At 61.1% G+C, this 20020-nt stretch carries 17 protein-coding genes; 14 read left to right on the top strand and 3 right to left on the bottom strand.

What is annotated here, in order from left to right; all coding sequences use genetic code 11:
* The first annotated feature begins 1 nt into the window (after nt 1).
* Genes MMF98_RS01505 through MMF98_RS01485 form a run of 5 tightly spaced genes read left to right on the top strand, consistent with a single transcriptional unit; the run spans nt 2 to nt 5535 of the window.
* The gene (locus MMF98_RS01505; RefSeq protein ID WP_243307250.1) at nt 2–1432 is read left to right on the top strand and encodes a mannose-1-phosphate guanylyltransferase/mannose-6-phosphate isomerase; all 1431 of its coding nucleotides are present in this window, start codon (nt 2–4) and stop codon (nt 1430–1432) included.
* Nucleotides 1432–2223 carry an ABC transporter permease gene (locus MMF98_RS01500; RefSeq protein ID WP_279343439.1) on the top strand — a complete coding sequence of 264 codons (792 nt, stop codon included), beginning with the start codon at nt 1432–1434 and terminating at the stop codon, nt 2221–2223. Before MMF98_RS01505 ends, MMF98_RS01500 begins: the two co-directional genes overlap by 1 nt.
* Nucleotides 2223–3458 (top strand): ABC transporter ATP-binding protein, encoded by a 1236-nt coding sequence (locus MMF98_RS01495; protein ID WP_243303579.1) that lies wholly within the window; start codon nt 2223–2225, stop codon nt 3456–3458. Before MMF98_RS01500 ends, MMF98_RS01495 begins: the two co-directional genes overlap by 1 nt.
* On the top strand, nt 3455–3673 hold the full coding sequence (locus MMF98_RS01490) for a hypothetical protein (protein ID WP_243303576.1): 219 nt from the start codon (nt 3455–3457) through the stop codon (nt 3671–3673). Before MMF98_RS01495 ends, MMF98_RS01490 begins: the two co-directional genes overlap by 4 nt.
* Nucleotides 3670–5535: a glycosyltransferase family 4 protein gene (locus MMF98_RS01485; protein WP_243303574.1), complete on the top strand. Its 1866-nt coding sequence runs from the start codon at nt 3670–3672 to the stop codon at nt 5533–5535. Before MMF98_RS01490 ends, MMF98_RS01485 begins: the two co-directional genes overlap by 4 nt.
* Here the strand turns inward: MMF98_RS01485 and MMF98_RS01480 are convergent.
* On the bottom strand, nt 5517–7202 hold the full coding sequence (locus MMF98_RS01480) for a sugar translocase (protein WP_243303572.1): 1686 nt from the start codon (nt 7200–7202) through the stop codon (nt 5517–5519). The genes MMF98_RS01485 and MMF98_RS01480 overlap by 19 nt on opposite strands.
* Nucleotides 7203–7396: 194 nt before the next feature.
* Between MMF98_RS01480 and MMF98_RS01475 the strand changes: the two genes are divergently transcribed.
* From MMF98_RS01475 to MMF98_RS01435, 9 genes are read left to right on the top strand one after another with little or no spacing between them, the layout of a single operon-like run.
* Nucleotides 7397–8185: a 1-deoxy-D-xylulose-5-phosphate synthase N-terminal domain-containing protein gene (locus MMF98_RS01475; protein ID WP_279343438.1), complete on the top strand. Its 789-nt coding sequence runs from the start codon at nt 7397–7399 to the stop codon at nt 8183–8185.
* Nucleotides 8185–9120, top strand: coding sequence for a transketolase family protein (locus MMF98_RS01470; RefSeq protein WP_243303569.1), 936 nt, complete (start codon nt 8185–8187; stop codon nt 9118–9120). The genes MMF98_RS01475 and MMF98_RS01470 overlap by 1 nt, the downstream gene beginning before the upstream one ends.
* The gene (locus tag MMF98_RS01465; protein WP_243303563.1) at nt 9117–11081 is read left to right on the top strand and encodes an NAD-dependent epimerase/dehydratase family protein; all 1965 of its coding nucleotides are present in this window, start codon (nt 9117–9119) and stop codon (nt 11079–11081) included. The genes MMF98_RS01470 and MMF98_RS01465 overlap by 4 nt, the downstream gene beginning before the upstream one ends.
* A gap of 26 nt (nt 11082–11107) precedes the next feature.
* The gene (locus tag MMF98_RS01460) at nt 11108–12013 is read left to right on the top strand and encodes a class I SAM-dependent methyltransferase (RefSeq protein WP_243303561.1); all 906 of its coding nucleotides are present in this window, start codon (nt 11108–11110) and stop codon (nt 12011–12013) included.
* A 46-nt stretch (nt 12014–12059) separates the two neighbouring features.
* A complete protein-coding gene (locus MMF98_RS01455; protein WP_243303559.1) occupies nt 12060–13958 on the top strand; it encodes a hypothetical protein in 1899 nt (632 codons plus the stop codon).
* 10 nt (nt 13959–13968) lie between these two features.
* Nucleotides 13969–14370: a GtrA family protein gene (locus tag MMF98_RS01450; protein WP_243303557.1), complete on the top strand. Its 402-nt coding sequence runs from the start codon at nt 13969–13971 to the stop codon at nt 14368–14370.
* A 54-nt stretch (nt 14371–14424) separates the two neighbouring features.
* On the top strand, nt 14425–15462 hold the full coding sequence (gene gmd, locus MMF98_RS01445) for a GDP-mannose 4,6-dehydratase (RefSeq protein ID WP_243303555.1): 1038 nt from the start codon (nt 14425–14427) through the stop codon (nt 15460–15462).
* Nucleotides 15459–16328 (top strand): GDP-mannose 4,6-dehydratase, encoded by an 870-nt coding sequence (locus tag MMF98_RS01440; protein WP_243303527.1) that lies wholly within the window; start codon nt 15459–15461, stop codon nt 16326–16328. Before gmd ends, MMF98_RS01440 begins: the two co-directional genes overlap by 4 nt.
* Nucleotides 16325–17470 (top strand): glycosyltransferase family 4 protein, encoded by a 1146-nt coding sequence (locus tag MMF98_RS01435; RefSeq protein ID WP_243303517.1) that lies wholly within the window; start codon nt 16325–16327, stop codon nt 17468–17470. Before MMF98_RS01440 ends, MMF98_RS01435 begins: the two co-directional genes overlap by 4 nt.
* 37 nt (nt 17471–17507) lie before the next feature.
* On the opposite strand, the gene MMF98_RS01430 is transcribed toward MMF98_RS01435, so the two are convergent.
* Both MMF98_RS01430 and MMF98_RS01425 read right to left on the bottom strand, forming a co-directional pair.
* Nucleotides 17508–18614: an acyltransferase family protein gene (locus MMF98_RS01430; protein ID WP_243303515.1), complete on the bottom strand. Its 1107-nt coding sequence runs from the start codon at nt 18612–18614 to the stop codon at nt 17508–17510.
* On the bottom strand, nt 18611–20020 hold the full coding sequence (locus MMF98_RS01425; RefSeq protein ID WP_243303513.1) for a glycosyltransferase: 1410 nt from the start codon (nt 20018–20020) through the stop codon (nt 18611–18613). Before MMF98_RS01425 ends, MMF98_RS01430 begins: the two co-directional genes overlap by 4 nt.

The following is a 20020-nucleotide window of genomic DNA, read 5'->3' as shown; positions in this document are numbered from 1 at the left end:
TATGCACTTGGTATCTATTGTGCTCTCGGGAGGAGCAGGAACTCGCCTATGGCCGGTATCCCGTCAAGCACTCCCCAAGCCATTCATGCACCTGGGCGGCAGTTCCCTGCTGCAGCAGGCCATAGAACGAGGCCAAGCCTGCGGTGCAGGCGCCACCACGATTGTCACCAATCAAGACTACCTGTTCCTCACACGCGGCGTCCTCGGCGGGTTGAGCGATCCGCCTCAGGTGCGTTATCTGCTGGAGCCCAAGGGGCGCAATACCGCGCCCGCCATCGCTCTGGCCGCCCTGGCTTGCGCGCAGCAGTATGGCACCGATGCGGTGATGCTGGTCCTGCCAGCCGATCACCTGATCCCCGACACGGAATCGTTTGTGGCCTGTGCCCTGGAGGCCGCGCGCCATGCACAGCAGGGGCAGCTCGTCGTATTCGGCGTGCCGCCCACCACGCCCGAAACCGGTTTTGGCTACATCGAGGTGGAGAAGGCATCCCGAAACAGCCAGAAAGCATTGCGTTTCGTTGAGAAGCCGGACCTGTCCACGGCCCAGCAGTACCTCGCCACGGGACGCTTCTACTGGAACAGCGGCATGTTCTGTTTCAGTGCCGGCACGCTCCTGCAAGCCATGAAGGACCACGCCCCGCAAGTGCTGGCCGCCGCCGAACATGCGTTTGGCGACAGCACCTCGCAGGACGGTGTCACGCGTTTCGACGCCCATGCCTTCGGCCTCCAACCCGACATCTCCATCGACTATGCAGTGATGGAGCGAGCCACCAATGTCACCCTGGTGCCCGCCAAGTTTGGCTGGAGCGACGTGGGTTCGTGGCCGGCAGTGGCCCAGGCCCATCCCGCGGACACCAGCGGCAACACGTTCGTGGACGCCGATGGCACCGAGTTTGCCGCCGTGGAGACCACCGGCACCCACGTGCAGGTGGAGAGCCACACGCCCAAGGTGGTGGCCACCATCGGCGTGCAGGATCTGGTCATCGTCGATACGCCCGACGCGCTCCTGGTGGCCCATAAGAACTCGGCCCAGAAAGTCAAGACGGTCGTGGACTTGCTCAAGGAACGCAAGCATGAAAGCACCCAGCTGCCGGCGGCCGTACACCGCCCCTGGGGCACCTACGCCACCCTCAAAGAGGAGAGCGGCTACAAGGTGAAACGCATCACTGTCAAGCCAGGCCAGTCGCTCAGCCTGCAGTATCACCACCAGCGGGCCGAGCATTGGGTGGTGGTGCAAGGCATGGCCATCGTGCAGATAGGCGAAGAAGAGCACGAAACCATGCCTGGACAATACCGCTATATCCCCCTGAAGGAAAAGCACCGCCTGACCAACATCGGCAAGGACGAACTGGTGCTGATCGAGGTGCAGTGCGGTGCCTATCTCGGCGAAGACGATATCGTGAGACTGGCCGACGTTTACGGGCGTGCTTGATGGGCCTGCTGCGCGCGCTGTGGGGTTATCGGGGCTTCATCTTCGGCACCGTCAAGCGGGAATTCCGGTCACGCTACAACAACTCGCTGCTGGGTGCCGCGTGGACCGTGATCAACCCGTTGGCGATGATCTTCGTCTACACCGTAATCTTCTCGCGCGTGATGCAGGCGCGGCTGCCCGGAACCGGGACGGCGTACGCCTACGGCATATACCTCTGCGCGGGGATCCTGACCTGGGGACTCACGGCAGAGATTACCGGGCGTTGCGTCAACACCTTCCTCGAGAACGCCAACCTGCTCAAGAAGCTGACTTTCCCGAGGCTGAGCCTGCCCGTCATCGTCGTGCTGACGGCGCTGTTCAATTTCGGCATCATCTTCGGCCTGTTCACGCTGTTCCTTGTTATCTCGGGTAATTTCCCCGGCTGGGCGTTCTTCGCGATCTTCCCGGTGCTAGCCGTTCAGTTGGCCTTCTCGGTCGGCCTTGGCGTGTGCCTGGGCGTGCTCAACGTGTTCTTCCGCGACGTGGGGCAGCTGTACGGCGTGTTGCTGCAGTTCTGGTTCTGGCTGACACCCATCGTCTATCCGGCCGAGGTGCTGCCCGCCAAAGTGCGCGAACTGATCGCGCTCAACCCGATGACGACATTGATCCAGGCCTACCAGGACATCCTCCTGCGCGGCGCACTGCCGAACTGGCGCCACGTTGCGGTGGTGGCGGGCGTGGGCCTGCTCCTGTGTATCGCCGGGCTCAGCCTGTTCCGTCGGCATTCGAGCGACATGGTGGACGAACTCTGATGGGCCAGATATGCGTTGCAGGCGTAGGCAAGGCCTACAAATCCTATCCCAGCCACTGGTCGCGGCTGGCCGAGTGGGTCATCCCTTTCGGACGGCGACGCCATACGACCAAGTGGGTGCTGCGCGGCATCGACTTCACGATCGAGCCAGGCGAGGCCGTCGGCCTGATCGGCATCAACGGCGCCGGCAAGAGCACGCTGCTCAAGCTCATCACCGGCACGACGCAGCCCACGGAAGGCAGTATCGCGGCTAACGGACGCGTGGCCGCGCTGCTGGAGCTGGGCATGGGCTTCCACCCGGACTACACGGGCCGCGAGAATATCTTGATGGCCGGGCAGTTGCTGGGCATCTCGACCGCCGACATCGAGACGCTAATGCCAGACATCGAGGCATTCGCCGAGATCGGCGACTACATCGATGAACCTGCCCGCGTCTATTCGAGTGGAATGCAGATGCGCCTGGCCTTCAGCATCGCAACGGCGCAGCGGCCCGACATCCTAATCGTGGACGAAGCGCTGTCGGTAGGCGACGCCTACTTCCAGCACAAAAGCTTCCAGCGCATCCGCAGCTTCAACGAGCAAGGCACGACGCTGCTGCTGGTCTCGCATGACAAGGCCGCCATCCAGGCCATCTGCACCCGCGCCATCCTGCTCAACGACGGTGGCATCGCATTCCAGGGCGAGCCCGAGGCAGTGATGGACTACTACAACGTGTTGATCGCCGACAAAGAAGGCAAGACGCTACGCCAGGAGACCGGCAGCGAAGGCGCGATCAGGACGAGTTCGGGAACCGGCGAAGCCACAATGGCAGGGGTCGCGCTCCTGGACGCGGAGGGCGGCGAGGTCGAGCTCGTGGGCGTCGGGCAGCCGGTGCGTCTGCGCATCGGCGTAAACGTCCATGCGCCGATCGAGGAGCTGACCATCGGCTACCAGATCAAGGACCGACTCGGCCAGGTCATCTTCGGCACGAACACCGCGCATTTAGGCCAGCCGGTTTCCAATGCGCGACCAGGCGAGACGATCGAGGCTGTCTTCGCGTTCGAAGCGCGGCTAGGCAACGGCAGCTATTCGATCGCCATCTCCCTGCACAGCGGCACGGTCCATATCGGGTCCAACTACGGCTGGTACGACCGGGCCCTGATGTTCGAAATCAAGAACACGGATCAGGATTTTTTCATCGGCACTGGCTGGCTTCCTCCGGTAGCCGTTATTTCACGCACATCAACGGAACGATGATCAAGGATTTGGGGCGCTGGCTATTCGGGATTCATGTGGTGCGCAAGGCGGCACTCGTGTTTCTGTTCCTGTTTCCGCCGCTGCGGCGGCGAATCCGCATCTACATCGGCGTCGAGGGCGGAATGGCCTTCGTCGACGAGCCAGCGCTGCTGGCCGAGCGGCCCGCCCGCATCCTTGCCGACTTGCGCCTTGCGGGAAAGAAGGGCGCGCGATGAAGATCGCATTGGCCATTGCGCCGCAGGTGGGCGATGCGTGTGCTGATGCGCGCGCCATCGCAGCGACCGCCACAATGATGGCTGCCACAGGCGGTGGCCATGGTATCGCGCTGCTGCTGCCGCTCCAGCAACCAGGGCTCCTGCTCGACATTCGGCACTTCCTTGGCGATGCCGCAGCGGCGGTCTTGCTGACGACATACGAGTTGCCGCCGATGGGAAAAGACCCGGAAGCATCAAACCAAGTCCGGAGCTTGGTGTGGACACGTTTTCTGACTGACCAGCATTTCGACGTTCTGATCGTCCTGCACGACGTCCACCAGGGCGCCCTGCGCTGCACCAGCCGATTGCCGGGCAAGGCAATCGCGCATGTCGTTCTGCCGGGCCAGCCGCCCGTTACCCGCTCGCCCTACCGCGGCATCAAGCCCCAGGTTGTTCTGCAAGCCGGCGGCGATGATGCAACGATTCTCTTCGATGCCGACACGCTCCGGAAGGTGATCGAACAGTCCCTGCCGCACTTGCCAGCGAGCCCGGCGCCTCCGGACCGCGATGCCTCCTACGCCCTCCTCGTCGCCTCGCTGCGCAAACTGCGGCGTCCCGAGTTAGAACTCCGCGCCTTGGCAGCAGCCATTGCATTCAATGAAGGCCCGATGAAGCGGCGGCAATTGCTGCTCGACGTCTCGGTGATCGTTCATGGCGATGCCCGTTCGGGCATCCAGCGCGTGGTCCGCAGCCTCGTCGTCGAGTTGCTTCGTGCGCCACCGCCAGGCATGGACGTCAAGCCGATCCATTTCCTGGGCGGCACATACCGCTATGCGAACGTCTTCGCGCGGACCATGAAGCCCACCCCGCACCCGGAGTCGGAAGACACGCTGGTGGACTTCCGCCAGGGCGACACCTACCTGGCACTGGACCTCAACTCCCACTTGGTCGATCTTGCGGCCGCAGCCTTTGCGGACATGCAGGCGCGCGGCGTATCCCTGGCTTTCGTGGTCTACGATATTTTACTGATCCACCACCCTGAGTGGTGGATCGAGGGAACATCCGCAGGATTCGAAAAATGGCTGCGCTCGATCACCACTTTGGCTGACAACCTCGTCTGCATATCCGATGCGGTGGCGTGCGACGTCAAGGCGTGGTGCGCGTCGCAAACGTTCGCTCGCCACGGCCTGCCCAAGGTGTCGAGCTTTCACCTGGGTGCCGACGTGGCCAGCAGTGCCCCGTCACTGGGCATGCCGCCGGATGCTGGCGCGACGCTGGAAGCCATAGCGAGCCGGCCCTCGTTTCTGATGGTCGGGACCATCGAGCCGCGAAAGGGGCACCAACAGGCGCTCGACGCTTTCGACAAGCTCTGGACACGCTGCATCGCATGCAACCTTGTCATCGTCGGACGCAGTGGCTGGCTGGTCGACGACCTCATCGCACGGCTACGCAAACATCCTGAGCGCGGCCATCGTCTTTTCTGGCTTGAAGGCGCGAGCGATGAACTGCTGGAAGAAGTGTACAAAGCATCAACCTGCCTCATCGCCAGTTCCAAGGGCGAAGGCTTTGGGCTGCCGCTCGTCGAAGCGGCTCAGCACGGCCTGCCGATCATTGCACGGGCATTGCCGGTATTCAGGGAAGTGGCAGGCGACAACGTTTTCTATTTCGATGGCCTTGACGCGGAAGACCTCGCCTCGGCTGTGATCGCTTGGCTGGATCTTCATGTGTGTGATGCAACTCCAGACTCTCGCAACATGCGCTTCCTCACCTGGGAGGCGAGCGCGCGGCAACTGATTGGTGCCATCGCCAGCACTTCTGAAGAGAATACCGACACTTGGGTTGCAGCCGCAGGCAACGTGTCCGATCAGGGCGTTATCACGTAGAGCGCGCGGAAATCCTGCTCAACCGCGAGGCGAACCTTGCCGCTTGCTTTCAGCTCACTTTCCACTGCTACACCAGCATCTTCGTAGCCGCGGCGATCAATCAAGATTCCAGTGAAGCCCAGTGCCTTGACAGCGTCGATCTGCTCGGAGATGGGCTTCTTCTCAAGCTCGCGATAGAGCTTGTCCCCGGCGTCACGGCCCTTCATGGCGCCATAACTCCACTTGAGTCCGCTGGTGTACAGATACCCCTCGGCAAGGGAATAGGTCTCGAGCTCGTTCTTGGGCGGCGTTTCCGGAAACTCCATAAACGGCAAGGTGTAAATGGCGGCGCCCGGCGGAACAGCCTTCTGCACGTTTGCGAAGAAATAGCGCTGGCGATTGACGTGGCCCTGCATGCTCGCCGCGCACCCGCGATCGCAACGATTACCTACCTGGTCTTCCAAGCCAATCGCGAGCACCACCGCAGCCATGACGATGCTGGCAATGCCACCCCAGCGATAGATGCGAAGCCGCCCGCTCTGCCAGGCCAGCGCCATCATCGCCGCAGCGATCGAGAAGAACGCGATGAAGATGCTGATGCGATTCCAGGCGCGGATCATTGGCGACACGAAGAAAGCGAAGAGCGACGCGAATCCACCTATCGTGGCAATCAGCAAAAAAGCGAATACCACCACCGAAAAGTAGCGCGCCGGCGTTGGATGCGCCAGATTGCGCCGCCCGAAGACCAGGAAGGCGAGCAAGCCGATGAATCCGAGCCCCCCCACGAGGCCCAGCGAAGAAGAGGCGTTCTCGTTCACGAGCGGAAAAAGCCGCTCGTATTCGCGGTTGACCTCGCGCAACCATTCGACTCGGTGCACAGGCTGTGGCAGCAAAAGCTGGGCGATCTTGAGTCCGTAGATATCCGCCTCCTGAGGAACACGGTCTGCCACTTGCAGATTGGGTCCATTCGCCAGCTTGTAAAGCGTATTGGGAGCGGTATTGGCCAGTACGGTGAGGACGATGACGGCACAGCCAGCGATGGATAGCGCCAATTGCCGCAGCGAGCCCCGCTCGACGATGCCAAGGATGCCTGCAACCATGAGCCCGATCATTCCGAAAACGGCGTAATAAATACCCGCCGAAGCCAGCACTGCGAGGCCAATGGCACTCAGCCCGGCACGGCACCACCACGCGCGCGTCACCCTACTGGCCGGATTCCATTCGTATATCTTCCAGCCAACCCACGCATAAAGTGGCACTACGAAGTACCACGTGTAGTAAAGGTGATTCAGCCGTAGGAAGTGGAACGGAAGCGCTGTGAATAGAATGCCGCCCACGACCGACGGCACAATGGCGATACCCATTCGTCGCGCCACCAGTGCGAAACTCCAGGTGGCAAGCGGGAAACCCACGATGTAATAGCTGTTCACCGCGATGAACGGGCTCCCCGTGAGTTTCCCCACGAGGTAGATGAAGAGCATGCTGAGCGAGTCGGAGCCGGGGAAATCGTACAGATTCGAACCGTACGGATAGCCGAGCGCACTGTCGATGAAATAGCCGTCGCCGGCGATCAGCCTCTTGGCCATGAGCAGATGAAACAAGCCGTCTCCGAAGACCGAGAGCGGGGTGCGGATGTCGAAGTGACGCCCCCCGAGCTGGAAGATAATCAGCACAAGACTGAAAACCATGCCAGCGGCTATGTAGTACCAATCGGGCCGATGCCTGACTGACCAGGCGGGAAGGCGTAAGTGCATCTGCGGTCGCGCATTCTGTCGTTAGGGCGTCAAAGTATAGATGCGATGTCGCCAATGACGCCTCACCGCTGTTACAAGGCAAATACCCCGGTCGCTATAATTTCAGGCTACCTTGAAGGGAACCATCGATGCGGGCGATTGCGGACAATGCAGTTGTAACGGCGGCCCGGCGCAGGCTGCTTCAAATGCACCACGACAGTGGTGTGGGGCACATTGGCGGCAATCTGTCGTCCCTGGACAGCCTGCTCGTGCTGTTCCACGAATTTCTTGGCCCCAAAGGACATCTTGTCTTGTCAAAGGGCCACTCGGCTGGCGCTTTGTATGTGGCGATGTGGAGTTCCGGCCGCTTGCCCGAAGAAGCGCTATCCACCTTCCATCGCGATGCGACACTGCTTCCAGGCCATCCGCCGGCACAAGGGCATGCGGACATTCTGTTCGCCACCGGCAGTCTGGGCCATGGTCTCTCGCTTGCCGCAGGTACAGCGTTTGCCAAGCAGTTGCGTGGTGTCAATGCCGGCGAAGAGCTTGCCCATGTGTATTGCATGACATCCGATGGCGAATGGCAGGAAGGCTCAACCTGGGAAGCCCTGATTTTTGCGCAACACCGCAAGCTCGACAACCTCACTGTTTTCATTGACCACAACGAACTGCAAGGCTTTGGCAGCACGGGCGACATTGCGTCCATGGCTCCGCTGTGGGAGAAGGTTAGAGGGTTCGACGTTGACGTATCGGTCATCGACGGCCATAACCTGGCCGAGATTCGCACCGCCGCCGCAAGGCGCGGCAACAAGCCGCATTTCGTATTCATGAAGACAACCAAGGGCAAGGGCGTGTCGTTCATGGAGCACAGGATGGAGTGGCATTACCTGCCGATCAACGCCGAAAAGCTGGAAAGCGCCTTGGCGGAGCTGAGCTGATGAGAAAACAATTCTGCGACACGATGGTCGAGCGCTGCGGCCAGAAGGACATGGTATTCATGACCGGCGACCTGGGCTTCATGGCCCTGGAGCCTCTGGCTCTCGCCATGGGTGACCGCTTCGTCAATGCTGGTGTTTCCGAGCAAAACATGATCAGCGTGGCTGCCGCATTGGCCAAGGATGGCTTCGAGGCCTGGGCCTACAGCATCGCGCCGTTCTGCTATGCGCGGCCATTCGAGCAGATCCGCAACGACGTGACCTTCCACAACCTACGAGTACGCCTTGTCGGCAATGGCGGTGGCTATGGCTATGGGGTAATGGGGCCGACCCACCATGCCATCGAGGACTACGGCATCATGCTCGCACTGCCGAATATGCAGGTCTTCGTTCCGGCGTTCGACGAAGACGTGCCCGAGGCCGCGACACGCGCGGGCGACTGTTCCGGCGCCGCATATCTGCGCCTGGGTCGAGGTGAGCCGCCCAAGGGCTACGTAGTGCCTGCCTACGCACCATGGCGCCAGCTTACCGAGGGCGACGGCCCGGTCGTCATCGCCTGCGGCCCCCTTGCCGGCACGTACCTCGAAGCGATAGATGCTCTGGCGGCATCTGTGCGTCCCCAGCTTTGGGTAGTTACCGAGCTCCCCATTTCCTGTAATCCGATGCCGGCCGCATTGCTTGCCCAGTTGAAGCGCGCAAAGTCCGTCTGCGTTGTTGAAGAGCACGTCGAGCGTGGCGGGGTCGGCCCCGAGATTGCGATGGCACTGATCAAGGCGGGTATCCTGCCGGCAAAGTTCGTGCACCTGTATGCGCTGGCCCACCTCTATGAGCGCTATGGCTCGCAGGGCTTCCTGCGCAAGCAGTCGCGCCTGGATCCGGCCAGCCTCCTCCTGGCACTGGCCATCGACGAGCCCACCCTAGTGTCCACCAGCCCATGAGTGACGCCGCGCAGAACATCCGCGCACTGCGCGGGCCCATCGTTGTCACGGGCGCATCGGGTTTCGTTGGTGCCAACCTGTTCCGTAAGATCAAGTCCGTCCGCAACGACGTCTATGCCTGCGTGCGCAAGGACAAGGGGTGGCGGTTGACCGACGTTCCAGACGATTTCATCGTTGCCATCGACCTCAACGACGCCGCCGCCACACGCAATTTCGTCCAGACGCTGCAACCGCAAACGGTGTTCGATTGCGTGGCTTACGGCGCCTACTCTTTTGAGCAGGACGCCCGGCTGATCTACCAGACCAACTTTCAGGCCATCGTCAACCTAGTCTCCGAGCTCAGCGGTAAGCCTTTTGCGGCCTTCATTCACGCGGGCAGCTCGTCCGAGTACGGCACCAACTCGGCCGGCCCAGCCGAGTCGGCGGCCTGCGTGCCAAATAGCCATTACTCCGTCTCGAAGGTGGCTGTCGCCAGCTACCTCCGATACATTGGCAAGATGGCGGGATTCCCCTGCGCCAACCTGCGCCTGTACTCGGTCTACGGCCCCCTGGAAGACGTCTCCCGCCTCGTGCCCAAGATGGTCCATGAGGCGGTGGAGGGCCGTTTCCCCCCGCTCGTCGCGCCAGAAACGTCGCGCGATTTCGTCTATGTCGACGATGTATGCATGGCCTTCATCCTGGCCGCTGCACGCATGAATCCTGAGATCTACGGCGAAGACTTCAACATCGGCAGCGGCGCCAAGAGCACGATCCGCGACCTGGCCGTACTGGCCAAGGACGTTTTCAACGTTCCCGTCGAACCCGTTTTCGATTCCATGAAGGGCCGTAGCTGGGACCTGAGCGACTGGTATGCCAACCCCGCCAAGGCAGCCGGCATGCTGGGCTGGAAGGCCACGACCCCGCTAGCCGAAGGCCTCAGGCTCACAGCGGACTGGGTCGGCACGCTGAGCGCGAATGACATGACGCGCCACACCAAGCAGGGCGTCAAATCCGGGCGCCGCAGCATCACCGCCATCATTGCGTGCTACAGGGACGAACCGGCCATCCCGGTCATGCACGAACGCTTGGTCGCGACGTTCAAGAAGCTCGGCGTGGACTACGAGATCATCTTCGTCAACGACCGCAGCCCCGACAACTCGGCCGAGGTAATACGTCAGATCTCCGAGCGCGACCCGCACGTCATCGGCATCAGTCACTCACGCAACTTCGGCTCGCAGATGGCCTTCCGCAGCGGCATGGAGATCGCAACCAAGGATGCTGTGGTGTTGCTGGACGGCGACCTGCAGGACCCGCCCGAGCTGATCGAGCAGTTCTTTGCGCAATGGCAGGAAGGCTATGACGTCGTCTACGGCCGCCGCGTCAAGCGCGAGATGCCGTGGTACTGGGGCATCCAGTACAAGATGTTCTACCGCGTGTTTGCGGCCTTCAGCTACATAGACATACCGCACGACGCGGGCGATTTCTCCCTGATCGACCGCCGCGTGGTCGGATGGCTGCTGCAGTTCCCCGAGCGCGATCTTTTCATGCGCGGGTTGCGCGCCTATGTCGGCTTCAGGCAGACGGGTGTTGACTACGTGCGGCCGGACCGGATGTTCGGCGTGTCGACCAACAACTTCCTGAAGAACATCGACTGGGCCAAGAAGGGCATCTTCTCCTTCAGCAACACGCCGCTCACCATGCTCACCTCGGCCGGTGTGGTGCTGCTGGCGCTTTCGACGCTGGCCGCAATCGTGATCGCCGTGCTGCGCATCATATTCCCCGATATCGCGCCCCGGGGCGCCACGACGCTGCTCATCGCCATCCTTATGTTCGGCTCGCTGAACCTCTTTGCCATCGGCATCGTCGGCGAGTACATCTCCAAAATCATGACTGAAGTCAAGGGTCGGCCCCGCCTCATCCGCGCTGCCATCATCCGCTCGGGCGTGCAAACCGACCTGCTACCCGACGGCAAGGGCCGCTAGCCCACCGCCCGTTTATCCGCACCGCCATGGCCACCACCCGAAACTGCCCCGTCTGCGACACCCCCCCTGGCAAGGCCGAAGTCTTCCTTGAGGAAAACATCGACCAGTCGCGCATCACCGGCCTGAGCTTTGCGTCGCGCAAGGAACCCGAGTACATGTGCCACCGGTTCATGCGCTGCCCTACCTGCGACCTGGTCTACGTGGATGCCCCGCCCTCGCAGGACGCCTTGGCGCAGGCCTACCACCAGGCGGACTACGACAGCGCCGAAGAAGGCAACGATGCCGCTGCAGCCTACATTCACGCCATCAGGTCCGTGCTGGCACGCCTGCCCGAGCGCAAGCGCGCGCTGGAGATCGGCACCGGCACTGCGGTCTTCCTGGAGCGCCTGAAGAATGAGGGCTTCGCCGAGCTGGTGGGCGTGGAGCCCTCAGTGCAGGCCATTGCCAGCGCGCCAGAGCATCGCAAACCCTGGATTCGCGAAGGCATTTTCGTTGAGTCCGACTTCGAGCCCGCCTCTTTTGACCTCATCTGCTGCTTCATGACCATGGAGCACGTGCTGGACCCGAAGTCCGTATCGGACGCGGCGCTGCGGCTGCTCAAGCCGGGTGGCGCCTTCGTCACTGTCACGCACGACTACACCAGTTGGGTCAACCGTGTGCTGGGCAAGAAGTCGCCCATCATCGACATCGAGCACATGCAGCTGTTCTCGACCAAAAGCATCTCCTACCTGTTCCGTACCAGCGGCCTGGTGGACGTGCAGGCCGAGCGCTTTGCCAACCGTTACTCCCTGCGCTATTGGGCACGGCTGCTGCCGCTGCCCCAAGCGCTGAAGTCACGCATAGGAGCCTTCCTGTCGGGCAACGCGCTCGGACGGCAGAAGCTGTCCTTCAACGTGGGCAACACCATCGCGGCGGGTTACCGCAAGGTGTGATGCGCGCCACCACGACCCGTGTGGCCCGGTAGCCAAGGGACCGAACATGGACGGCAAGCTTCCACTTCTGGCGGGTTATCTCTGCCTGTTGCTGTTCTTCTCCGTCGTGCCCTGGAATGCAGCAACAGCAGCCGGACTGGGGCGGTTTGCCCGATGGCATTTGCCGGTCCTGGTACTGGCTACGGCAGCAGTTGCATGGGTGGCAACACCACGGTTGGGAACCGGGTGGCAATGGAGTGCGCTACCCATTTTGAGTGCGACAGTTTTTTTGGCAACGATGCGCAGCAAGGCATCGACGGCAGCAGCACTCACGATTTTCTGCTCATGCATCTGCGCGCTTCTTATCCTGTGGTGGGTGCCGTCCATCGACTTGCCGCGGCGCCAAATCAACATTTCGCTACTCGTATGGAGCGGTTTCGCGCTGGCACTGGGCCTACCGGGCTTACTGGCACCCGGGAAAGTTGTCCACGCGGTAATTGTCGTGCTGCTTGTCGCAGCCTCCTGGGCCTTGATGCGATACGGTGGCTTCGAAACACGTAGCCAATGGCTTGTTGCGTGGCACCATTGGGGCGCCTATTGGGGGCCTGTCGAAACCATCAAGGCCGGATTGATTCCCTTTCATGATGTCCCGATACAGTACGGTGCCGGCCCGACTGCGCTGCTGTCGCTGATACCTGTAAAAAAAGGCTTTGACGGCATGCAGCACATCGTCGCGTTGATGAGCCTCGTCGGCGTCGCAGTAGTAGTGGACTTTTGCTTGCTGGCCGTGCACCCACTGAAAAGTGCATTTGCATCGCTAGCTGCAGGTTGTGCGGGGGCTGTTGCATGCATGTTGTGGATTGCTTCGCCCAATGATGTAAGCAGCGCGATGACGACGCCGTCCACTTTCGCGCTTCGTTTCGTCCCGGCCTTCGTGTTGCTCTGGCTCCTGGTACGATTTCCCGCGCGGCACAAAATTGCCTTTGCCGCGTGGGCCGTCTGCACGCTGTGGTCCGTGGAAGCCGCTTTTTACGCCTTCGTGATCTACTGGCCGTCGCGTCTTGCCGTAGATGCCTACCAAACTCCCCAGCAGGCCGCCGCGCAGGTGTTACGTGTTGCCGTCCAGGCGCTCGCAGCGGTGCTGGTACTGGTCGGTCTCTGGTGGTTAGCCTACTTCACAGCTTTCGGAGTGCCTCCTTCCCCGCGCCTGTATGTGCTTTACGCACTGTTCCCGCCCGGCGCCATGCCGGTCAACTGGGCAGGCCCCATCGTATGGCTGCTATTCGTTTTCTGCGTGGCCGGGTGTGCGCTGCAATCTTCGCGCATTGCCGCGGCCGACAAACGCATCATCCGCCTGTCTGCCCTGTGCCTCGCCGCCTGTGCCTCGTACTATCTCGGCCGCAGCCATGACAACAACATCATCAACCTTATGCCACCTGCCGTGATGCTGCTTTGCGTCTTGGTAGGTAACGGGCGTGAAGCACCATTGGCCGCGTACGCCGCACGGGCTTCGTTGGCTGCTACCTTGGCCATGTTGCCCTTCTTTGGGTATGCATCGTGGAAAGGCATGAGGCCTGCAACCAAGAATGCCTGGAGCCACCAGATGTCATTCCTGCAAGGCGCGCTCTATCCGTCCGAACTGGTGGAAGCCATCAAGTATGTTCGCGAAAACCGCAACGAGTATTTTGAGATCATCGACGAGGGCCCGCTGAATTTCCAGGCCTATGGCGTTCCCGGCGTCTGGAATGGCCTGCACCCGCTGAGCAACTACCCGTTCGTCCCCAGTGCCGACCGGGTGAAGATATTGCAGGCGGGAGCCGCCCGCTTCAAGCGCCCCGGATGGCTGATTGTGCAGGACAGCCGCATCACGGATCCCGTCATCGCCGATTTCAAGAGGGTCTACCGTGCCACCGAGGAACGCCGGTTCGGCCCTTTCCTGGCCACGCGCCTCGTACCGTCGGAGTAAGCAGCTTTTCATGCGCCGCCTGTTCCAGCACCAGTTCGTCCACTTCCTGTTCGTAGGCGGCTTCAACACCGCCTTTGGCTTCACAGTGTTCTCGCTATTCGTGTGGATGGGCATTCCCTATGCCTGGGCCATTGCCATGTCGACCATCGCCGGCGTGCTGTTCAACTTCCAAACGCTGGGGCGCCTCGTCTTCAAGGACTCGGACTGGCGGCGCATCGGCCGCTTCACGGCGGTCTACCTGCTGTTGTATGCAATCAATGTCGGCGGCGTCGCGCTCTTCAAGCAGCTGGGCCTGAACGTCTACCTAGCCAATGCCATCGTGGTAGGGCCGCTCGCCATACTCGGTTACGTCCTGCAGAGAAAGTTTGTTTTCACTTCGCCCGCATCCCCAACCCCACGAGGAGCGCCGTGATGCCGCGACTACAATTCCCCAACTTCCGACCCACGTTTCGCCACCGCTTCTGACATGACAAAAACAGCCATCATCACAGGCATCACCGGCCAGGACGGTGCTTACCTTACACATCTGCTACTCGACAAGGGTTACACCGTCTACGGTACCTACCGCCGCACCAGTTCGGTCAACTTCTGGCGCCTCAACGAGCTTGGTATCTCCGAGCATCCCCGGCTCAAGCTGGTCGAGTACGATCTGACCGATCTCGGCTCCAGCCTAGCCCTCATGCAGAAGGCACAACCCGACGAGGTCTACAACCTGGCTGCGCAGAGTTTCGTCGGTGTGAGCTTCGACCAGCCGTCAACCACCGCACAGATCACCGGCATCGGCGCGCTCAACCTGCTGGAAGCCATCCGCCTCGTCAATACGAAGATCCGCTTCTATCAAGCCAGCACCTCAGAGATGTTTGGCAAAGTCCAGGCAATTCCCCAGGTCGAAGACACTCCTTTCTATCCGCGCAGCCCTTACGGCGTCGCCAAGCTCTATGCGCACTGGATGACCGTCAACTACCGCGAGAGCTACGGCATCTTCGGCTCGAGCGGCATCCTCTTCAACCATGAAAGCCCGCTGCGCGGTCGCGAGTTCGTGACGCGCAAGATCACCGACTCGGTCGCCAAGATCAAGCTCGGTCAGCTCGACTGCATGAATCTCGGCAATATCGACGCCAAGCGCGACTGGGGCTTCGCCAAGGAATACGTCGAGGGCATGTGGCGCATGCTGCAGGCCGATGAGCCCGATACCTTCGTGCTGGCGACCAATCGCACCGAAACGGTCCGTGACTTCGTGCGCATAGCATTCAAGGCGGCCGGCATCGCGGTCGAGTTCAACGGCACAGCCGAAAGCGAGATCGCAGTCGACACCGCCACGGGCAAAACCGTGATGCGCATCAATCCCAGGTTCTACCGCCCCGCCGAGGTCGAGCTGCTGATTGGCAATCCGGCCAAGGCCGCCGCCAAGCTGGGCTGGGCGCCTTCCACCACCCTCGAGCAACTGTGCCAGATGATGGTGGACGCCGACCTTCGCCGCAACAGGCAAGGTTTCTCGTTTTGAAGATTCTGCTGACCGGCGCGGACGGCTTCACCGGCGTGCATTTCATGCAAGCCGCGAAGAAGGCCGGCCATGAAGTCACGGGGTGTGCCGTCGATCTCGCTGACCGGACCGGGCTTGCCAATGCAGCCCGCCAATGCCAACCCGATGCAGTCGTTCACCTCGCAGGCATTGCGTTCGTGTCACACGCAGATAGCCGCGCCTTCTATGACGTCAACATGTTCGGCACGCTGAACTTGCTGGACGCATTGGTGGAGCTCGACACCGCCCCGCGCGTATTGCTGGCCAGCAGCGCCAATGTTTATGGAAACGCGCCACAGTCGCCCATCAACGAAGCTCAATCGCCCGCGCCCGTCAATCACTACGCCATGAGCAAGCTGGCCATGGAATTGATGGCTCGCAACTATGCTGACCGCCTGCCATTGTTTTTTGCACGGCCATTCAATTACACGGGTCCGGGGCAGGCGCCCTCTTTCGTCGTGCCCAAGCTGATCCAGCACTTCGTCCAACGCAAGCCGTTCGTGGAGCTGGGCAACCTGAACGTGGAGCGCGAGTTCAATGACGTGCGCTTCCTCTGCGCCGCCTACCTCGGCCTGCTCGCGCGAGCGCAGCCCGCACAAACCTACAACATCTGCACCGGCACCACCTACACGTTGAACGCCCTGCTGCAGCTCCTCCACGAGATCACGGGCCATGTGCTGGAAGTCCGCGTCAACCCGGACTTCGTCCGCGCCCATGAGATCCAGCGCCTGTGCGGAGACCCGGGCAAGCTTCTGCATACCGTGGGCGATATCCCAGCACCGCCCTTGCGCTCCACGCTCTCGTGGATGCTGGACAGCCTGCAGGCAACAGCGTCCGCCACTCCATGAAGCTGGCACTCAACGGCACCTCGCTGCTGTCGCCGCTGACCGGCATCGGCCAATACACCTGGCACCTGACCACAGAATTGCAGGCCACGCCGGATGTCGATCTCGAGCTTTTCTATGGCACGGGCTGGCTCGACCATCTGGCCAAAGAAGCGCCACGCAAGGCACGGACGCTCAAATCCCTCGCCCGCCGTTTCCTGCCTAACTCCCGCACTCTGGCCCGGCTTTACCAGCAGCGACGCTTTGACGCGCGAGCCAAAGGTGGCAGATTCGATCTTTACCATGAGCCCAACTATCTGGCCTTCAAGTTCGACGGCCCGTCGGTGGTCACGGTACATGACCTGTCGTGGCTCCGCTTTCCGCACACGCACCCGGGCGACCGCATCGAGGCCATGAATCGCTACCTCAAGCCCGCGATCGACCGAGCCAGCTTGATCCTTACAGATTCGGACTTCGTCAGGCATGAGGTAGTGGAAGAATTCAGGCTCGATCCAGCACGCGTTGTGTCGATCGCGCTGGGCGTGGAGACGGCTTTTCAGCCGATGGATGCAGCAGGCACGGCACAGGCGCTGCAAGCGCATGGCCTCGTACATGGCCAGTACTTGCTGGCTGTGGGCACCCTGGAGCCGCGCAAGAATCTGGGCGTGGCCTTGAAGGCGTACATGCAGTTACCGCTGGCGCTGCGCACGCAGTGTCCCTTGGTGCTGGCTGGCATGACAGGCTGGAAGACCTCGGCATTGGAGCAACAACTCGACCCGCTGGTGCGCGCCGGCCACATACGGCAACTGGGTTACTTGCCGCGCGAGGATCTCATGCGCGTCATTGCGGGCGCGCGGGCGCTGGTCTACCCGTCCATCTACGAAGGTTTTGGGCTCCCGCCGCTGGAGGCGATGGCCTGCGGCGTACCGGTGATCGCATCCCGAGTCTCTTCCATTCCCGAAGTGGTCGGTGATACGGGCGTGTTGTTGCCGGCCGACGATGTGGATGCATTTTCACAGGCCATGCAGACGCTGGTCGATGATGACGCTTTGCACGGCGACCTGTCGGCACGGGCCCTGACGCGCAGCGCGCAATTCACCTGGCCGAAGTGTGCGGCGGACACTATGGCAGCCTACCGTCTCGCCATCCAGGCGGGCAGGCCCTAGCCTGTTATCTGCAATCGCACACAGGCGCCCACGCTCGTCAATTTTTCGCCACCCTCCGGCCAAATGAGTGAGTGGGTTCTTCGACGGTACGGTGAATCACCCATGCCATAAAGATACTCAGTACTGATACAAACAAAAGGGATAGCGACGGCCGTACTCCGTGATCAATCAGCCAGCGAAGCACGAAAAAGCCGAACACCGCATGAGACACATAGAGCGGGTAGCTGATCGCAGCAAGGAAATCCAGCAATCGACTGGATCGCAAATACTGAGGGAAGACGAATGCGAGCAGGAATATAGGGACCGCTAGAGCATAGTTCCAAAGTTGGGCAAACGACCAAGCGTAAGGGCCAGCGGCCCAGACCACTGCAAAAAGAAATAGCAGGCAGGCGATCAACACATACGCGGGTCCATCCCGTAATGCACCCTGGTAAAGGTAGTTCACGGTCACGCCCACGAACATGAAAATTATGTACTGGCAATTGAATATGGCGACCAGCATCAGTCGGTGGAGGGTGCCCTCGCCAGTGTTGAAGCTCCTGAGCCAGAAGCTGCACGCGAAAGCCAGGACACCCAGCACAATCGGTAGGAAAAAAACGAGTTTGGACTGGCGTCTGAACCAAGCGATAGCAAGTGCACATACCAAGTAAAACTTGACTTCAATCTCCAGCGTCCAGATCGCGGCGTCGAAGCCTCGGGTTCCAACAATATCCCTCAATCCAGGAACATAGTGAACCAGCACTTCATGTGGCTGATAGTCCCAGGTCGAAGAAAAGTAGCAGGTGCTCAGGTAGGCGCCCAACAAAGTTAACGAGAAACCTGCCGCATAGGTCGGCATAAGCCGAAATGCCCGGCCAAGAAGAAATTTACCCGCACTGAGACTAGTGAGTGAGAAAGGGATGACAAACCCGCTGACGAGGAAAAAGATGCCTACGCCCAGCAGCCCCCAGCTGAAGTCAGGCACTTTCCATAAGAGGCTTATATACCAGGGTGTAGCCGCTGATGTAGGCAGCGCAGGCGAAAACGTGAGCATGGCAACAGTTGCACGGTCAATCCAGAACACGCCGTATAAATGGGCCAACATCACCATGAGCGCCGCGATTCCCCGCAGGGAATTGGCGAACTCGATCTTGTTCTGTTTCATCGGTGGGGCCTTGCGGAGTCGCCGATGTCTTCGTAGAGGGCAATGTGACGACGCACCATGGCGTCGAGCGAATATTCGTCGCGGGCCCAACTGCGCGCCTGTGCACCCAGCCGTTCGCGCAAGCCGTCATTGCACAGCAATCCCTCAAGACACTCACCCAGTGCCGCGGCGTCTCCCGGCTCAACGGCAAGGCCCGTGACACCTTCCACGTTGACCACGTTCACGCCAGTGCCCAAGCGCGTACACACCACCGGTTTGCCGCAGGCCATGGCTTCGAGCTGGACAAGACCGAAAGCTTCAATTTGCGTCACTGACGAAAGGCAGAACACATCGCATGCGTTGAAGTAGGCCGCGAGGTCCTCCTCGGCGATGCGTCCGCTGAAGTACACGCGATTGCGCAAGTCGAGCGACTCGGCGAGCGCATGCAATTCCGGCCGCATAGGGCCGTCTCCACCGAGGATCAGGAAGGCATCGCAGTGCTTCATGGCCTTTAGGAGAACGTCGAAGCCCTTGTAGTACACGTGGCGTCCTAGAGCGAAGACAATCTTGCGCGGCGCGCCGCCGACGTCCGCCATCCCGGCCATCGCACGAAGCTCGTCGCGCAGGCGCGATGTCCTTTCGTCTAGCGCCAGCTTCGCGTAGTCCATTCCGTACGGGATGACATGGCGCTTCGAGGCCGGAAGCGCGGCCGGGATCTGCGTCGACGAATCGAAATGCGCCTGCGTCGCCGCCACCACCGCCTGCGAGCGCAAGACCTCGCGCCGCAGGAATGGTCCGTAAAGTTTGAAGAGGCGCTTTTGCTTCACGATGTCGCTATGCCAGGTGATGACTCGCGGGACGCTCGCAGGAAGCATCAAGGACGCCGCATGCGTGAGCGGATCGGGAAAATGCAGATGGAAAAGGTCGAACGGCGTCTCCCGGTGCAATTTCGCCGCCTTCAGCAACAAAGCAGGCGACATTGCCGTACTGAACAACTTTCCGAACGACGGCGCTTGCACGACACGAAAACCGTGCTCCACCTTATCCCCTCTCTTCAGGTTTTCCGATGCCACGAGGTTGACGATGTCGAAGCCCTGAGCCGCCAGCCCCGTACACAGTTCGGACACGTGGCGCTCGACACCGCCGTGTTGATCGTTCCAGAACCGACCGAATTCAAGAACGCGCAACGGGCGGCCGCGCACCTCGCGGATCGCCTTGCCTTGCGTCTGCGCCACCTGGTAATCCATGCCGCACGGCTCGTTCTGCTGTGAGCGCGGGTGGTTGTCCTGCACAAACACCGGGTTGGCCCCCGTTGCTTCAGAAAAGACCCTGCGGTTGAAGCTTTCCGTGAAGAACCCGCGAGCGTCACCGAATACGCAAGGCTCCAGCAAAAGTGAGCCCGGAATGTCTACGGTGGTAACTTTCAT

Source organism: Variovorax terrae (assembly GCF_022809125.1).
Classification (GTDB): Bacteria; Pseudomonadota; Gammaproteobacteria; order Burkholderiales; family Burkholderiaceae_C; genus Variovorax_A; species Variovorax_A terrae.
This window is presented reverse-complemented; position numbering and strand designations above follow the sequence as displayed.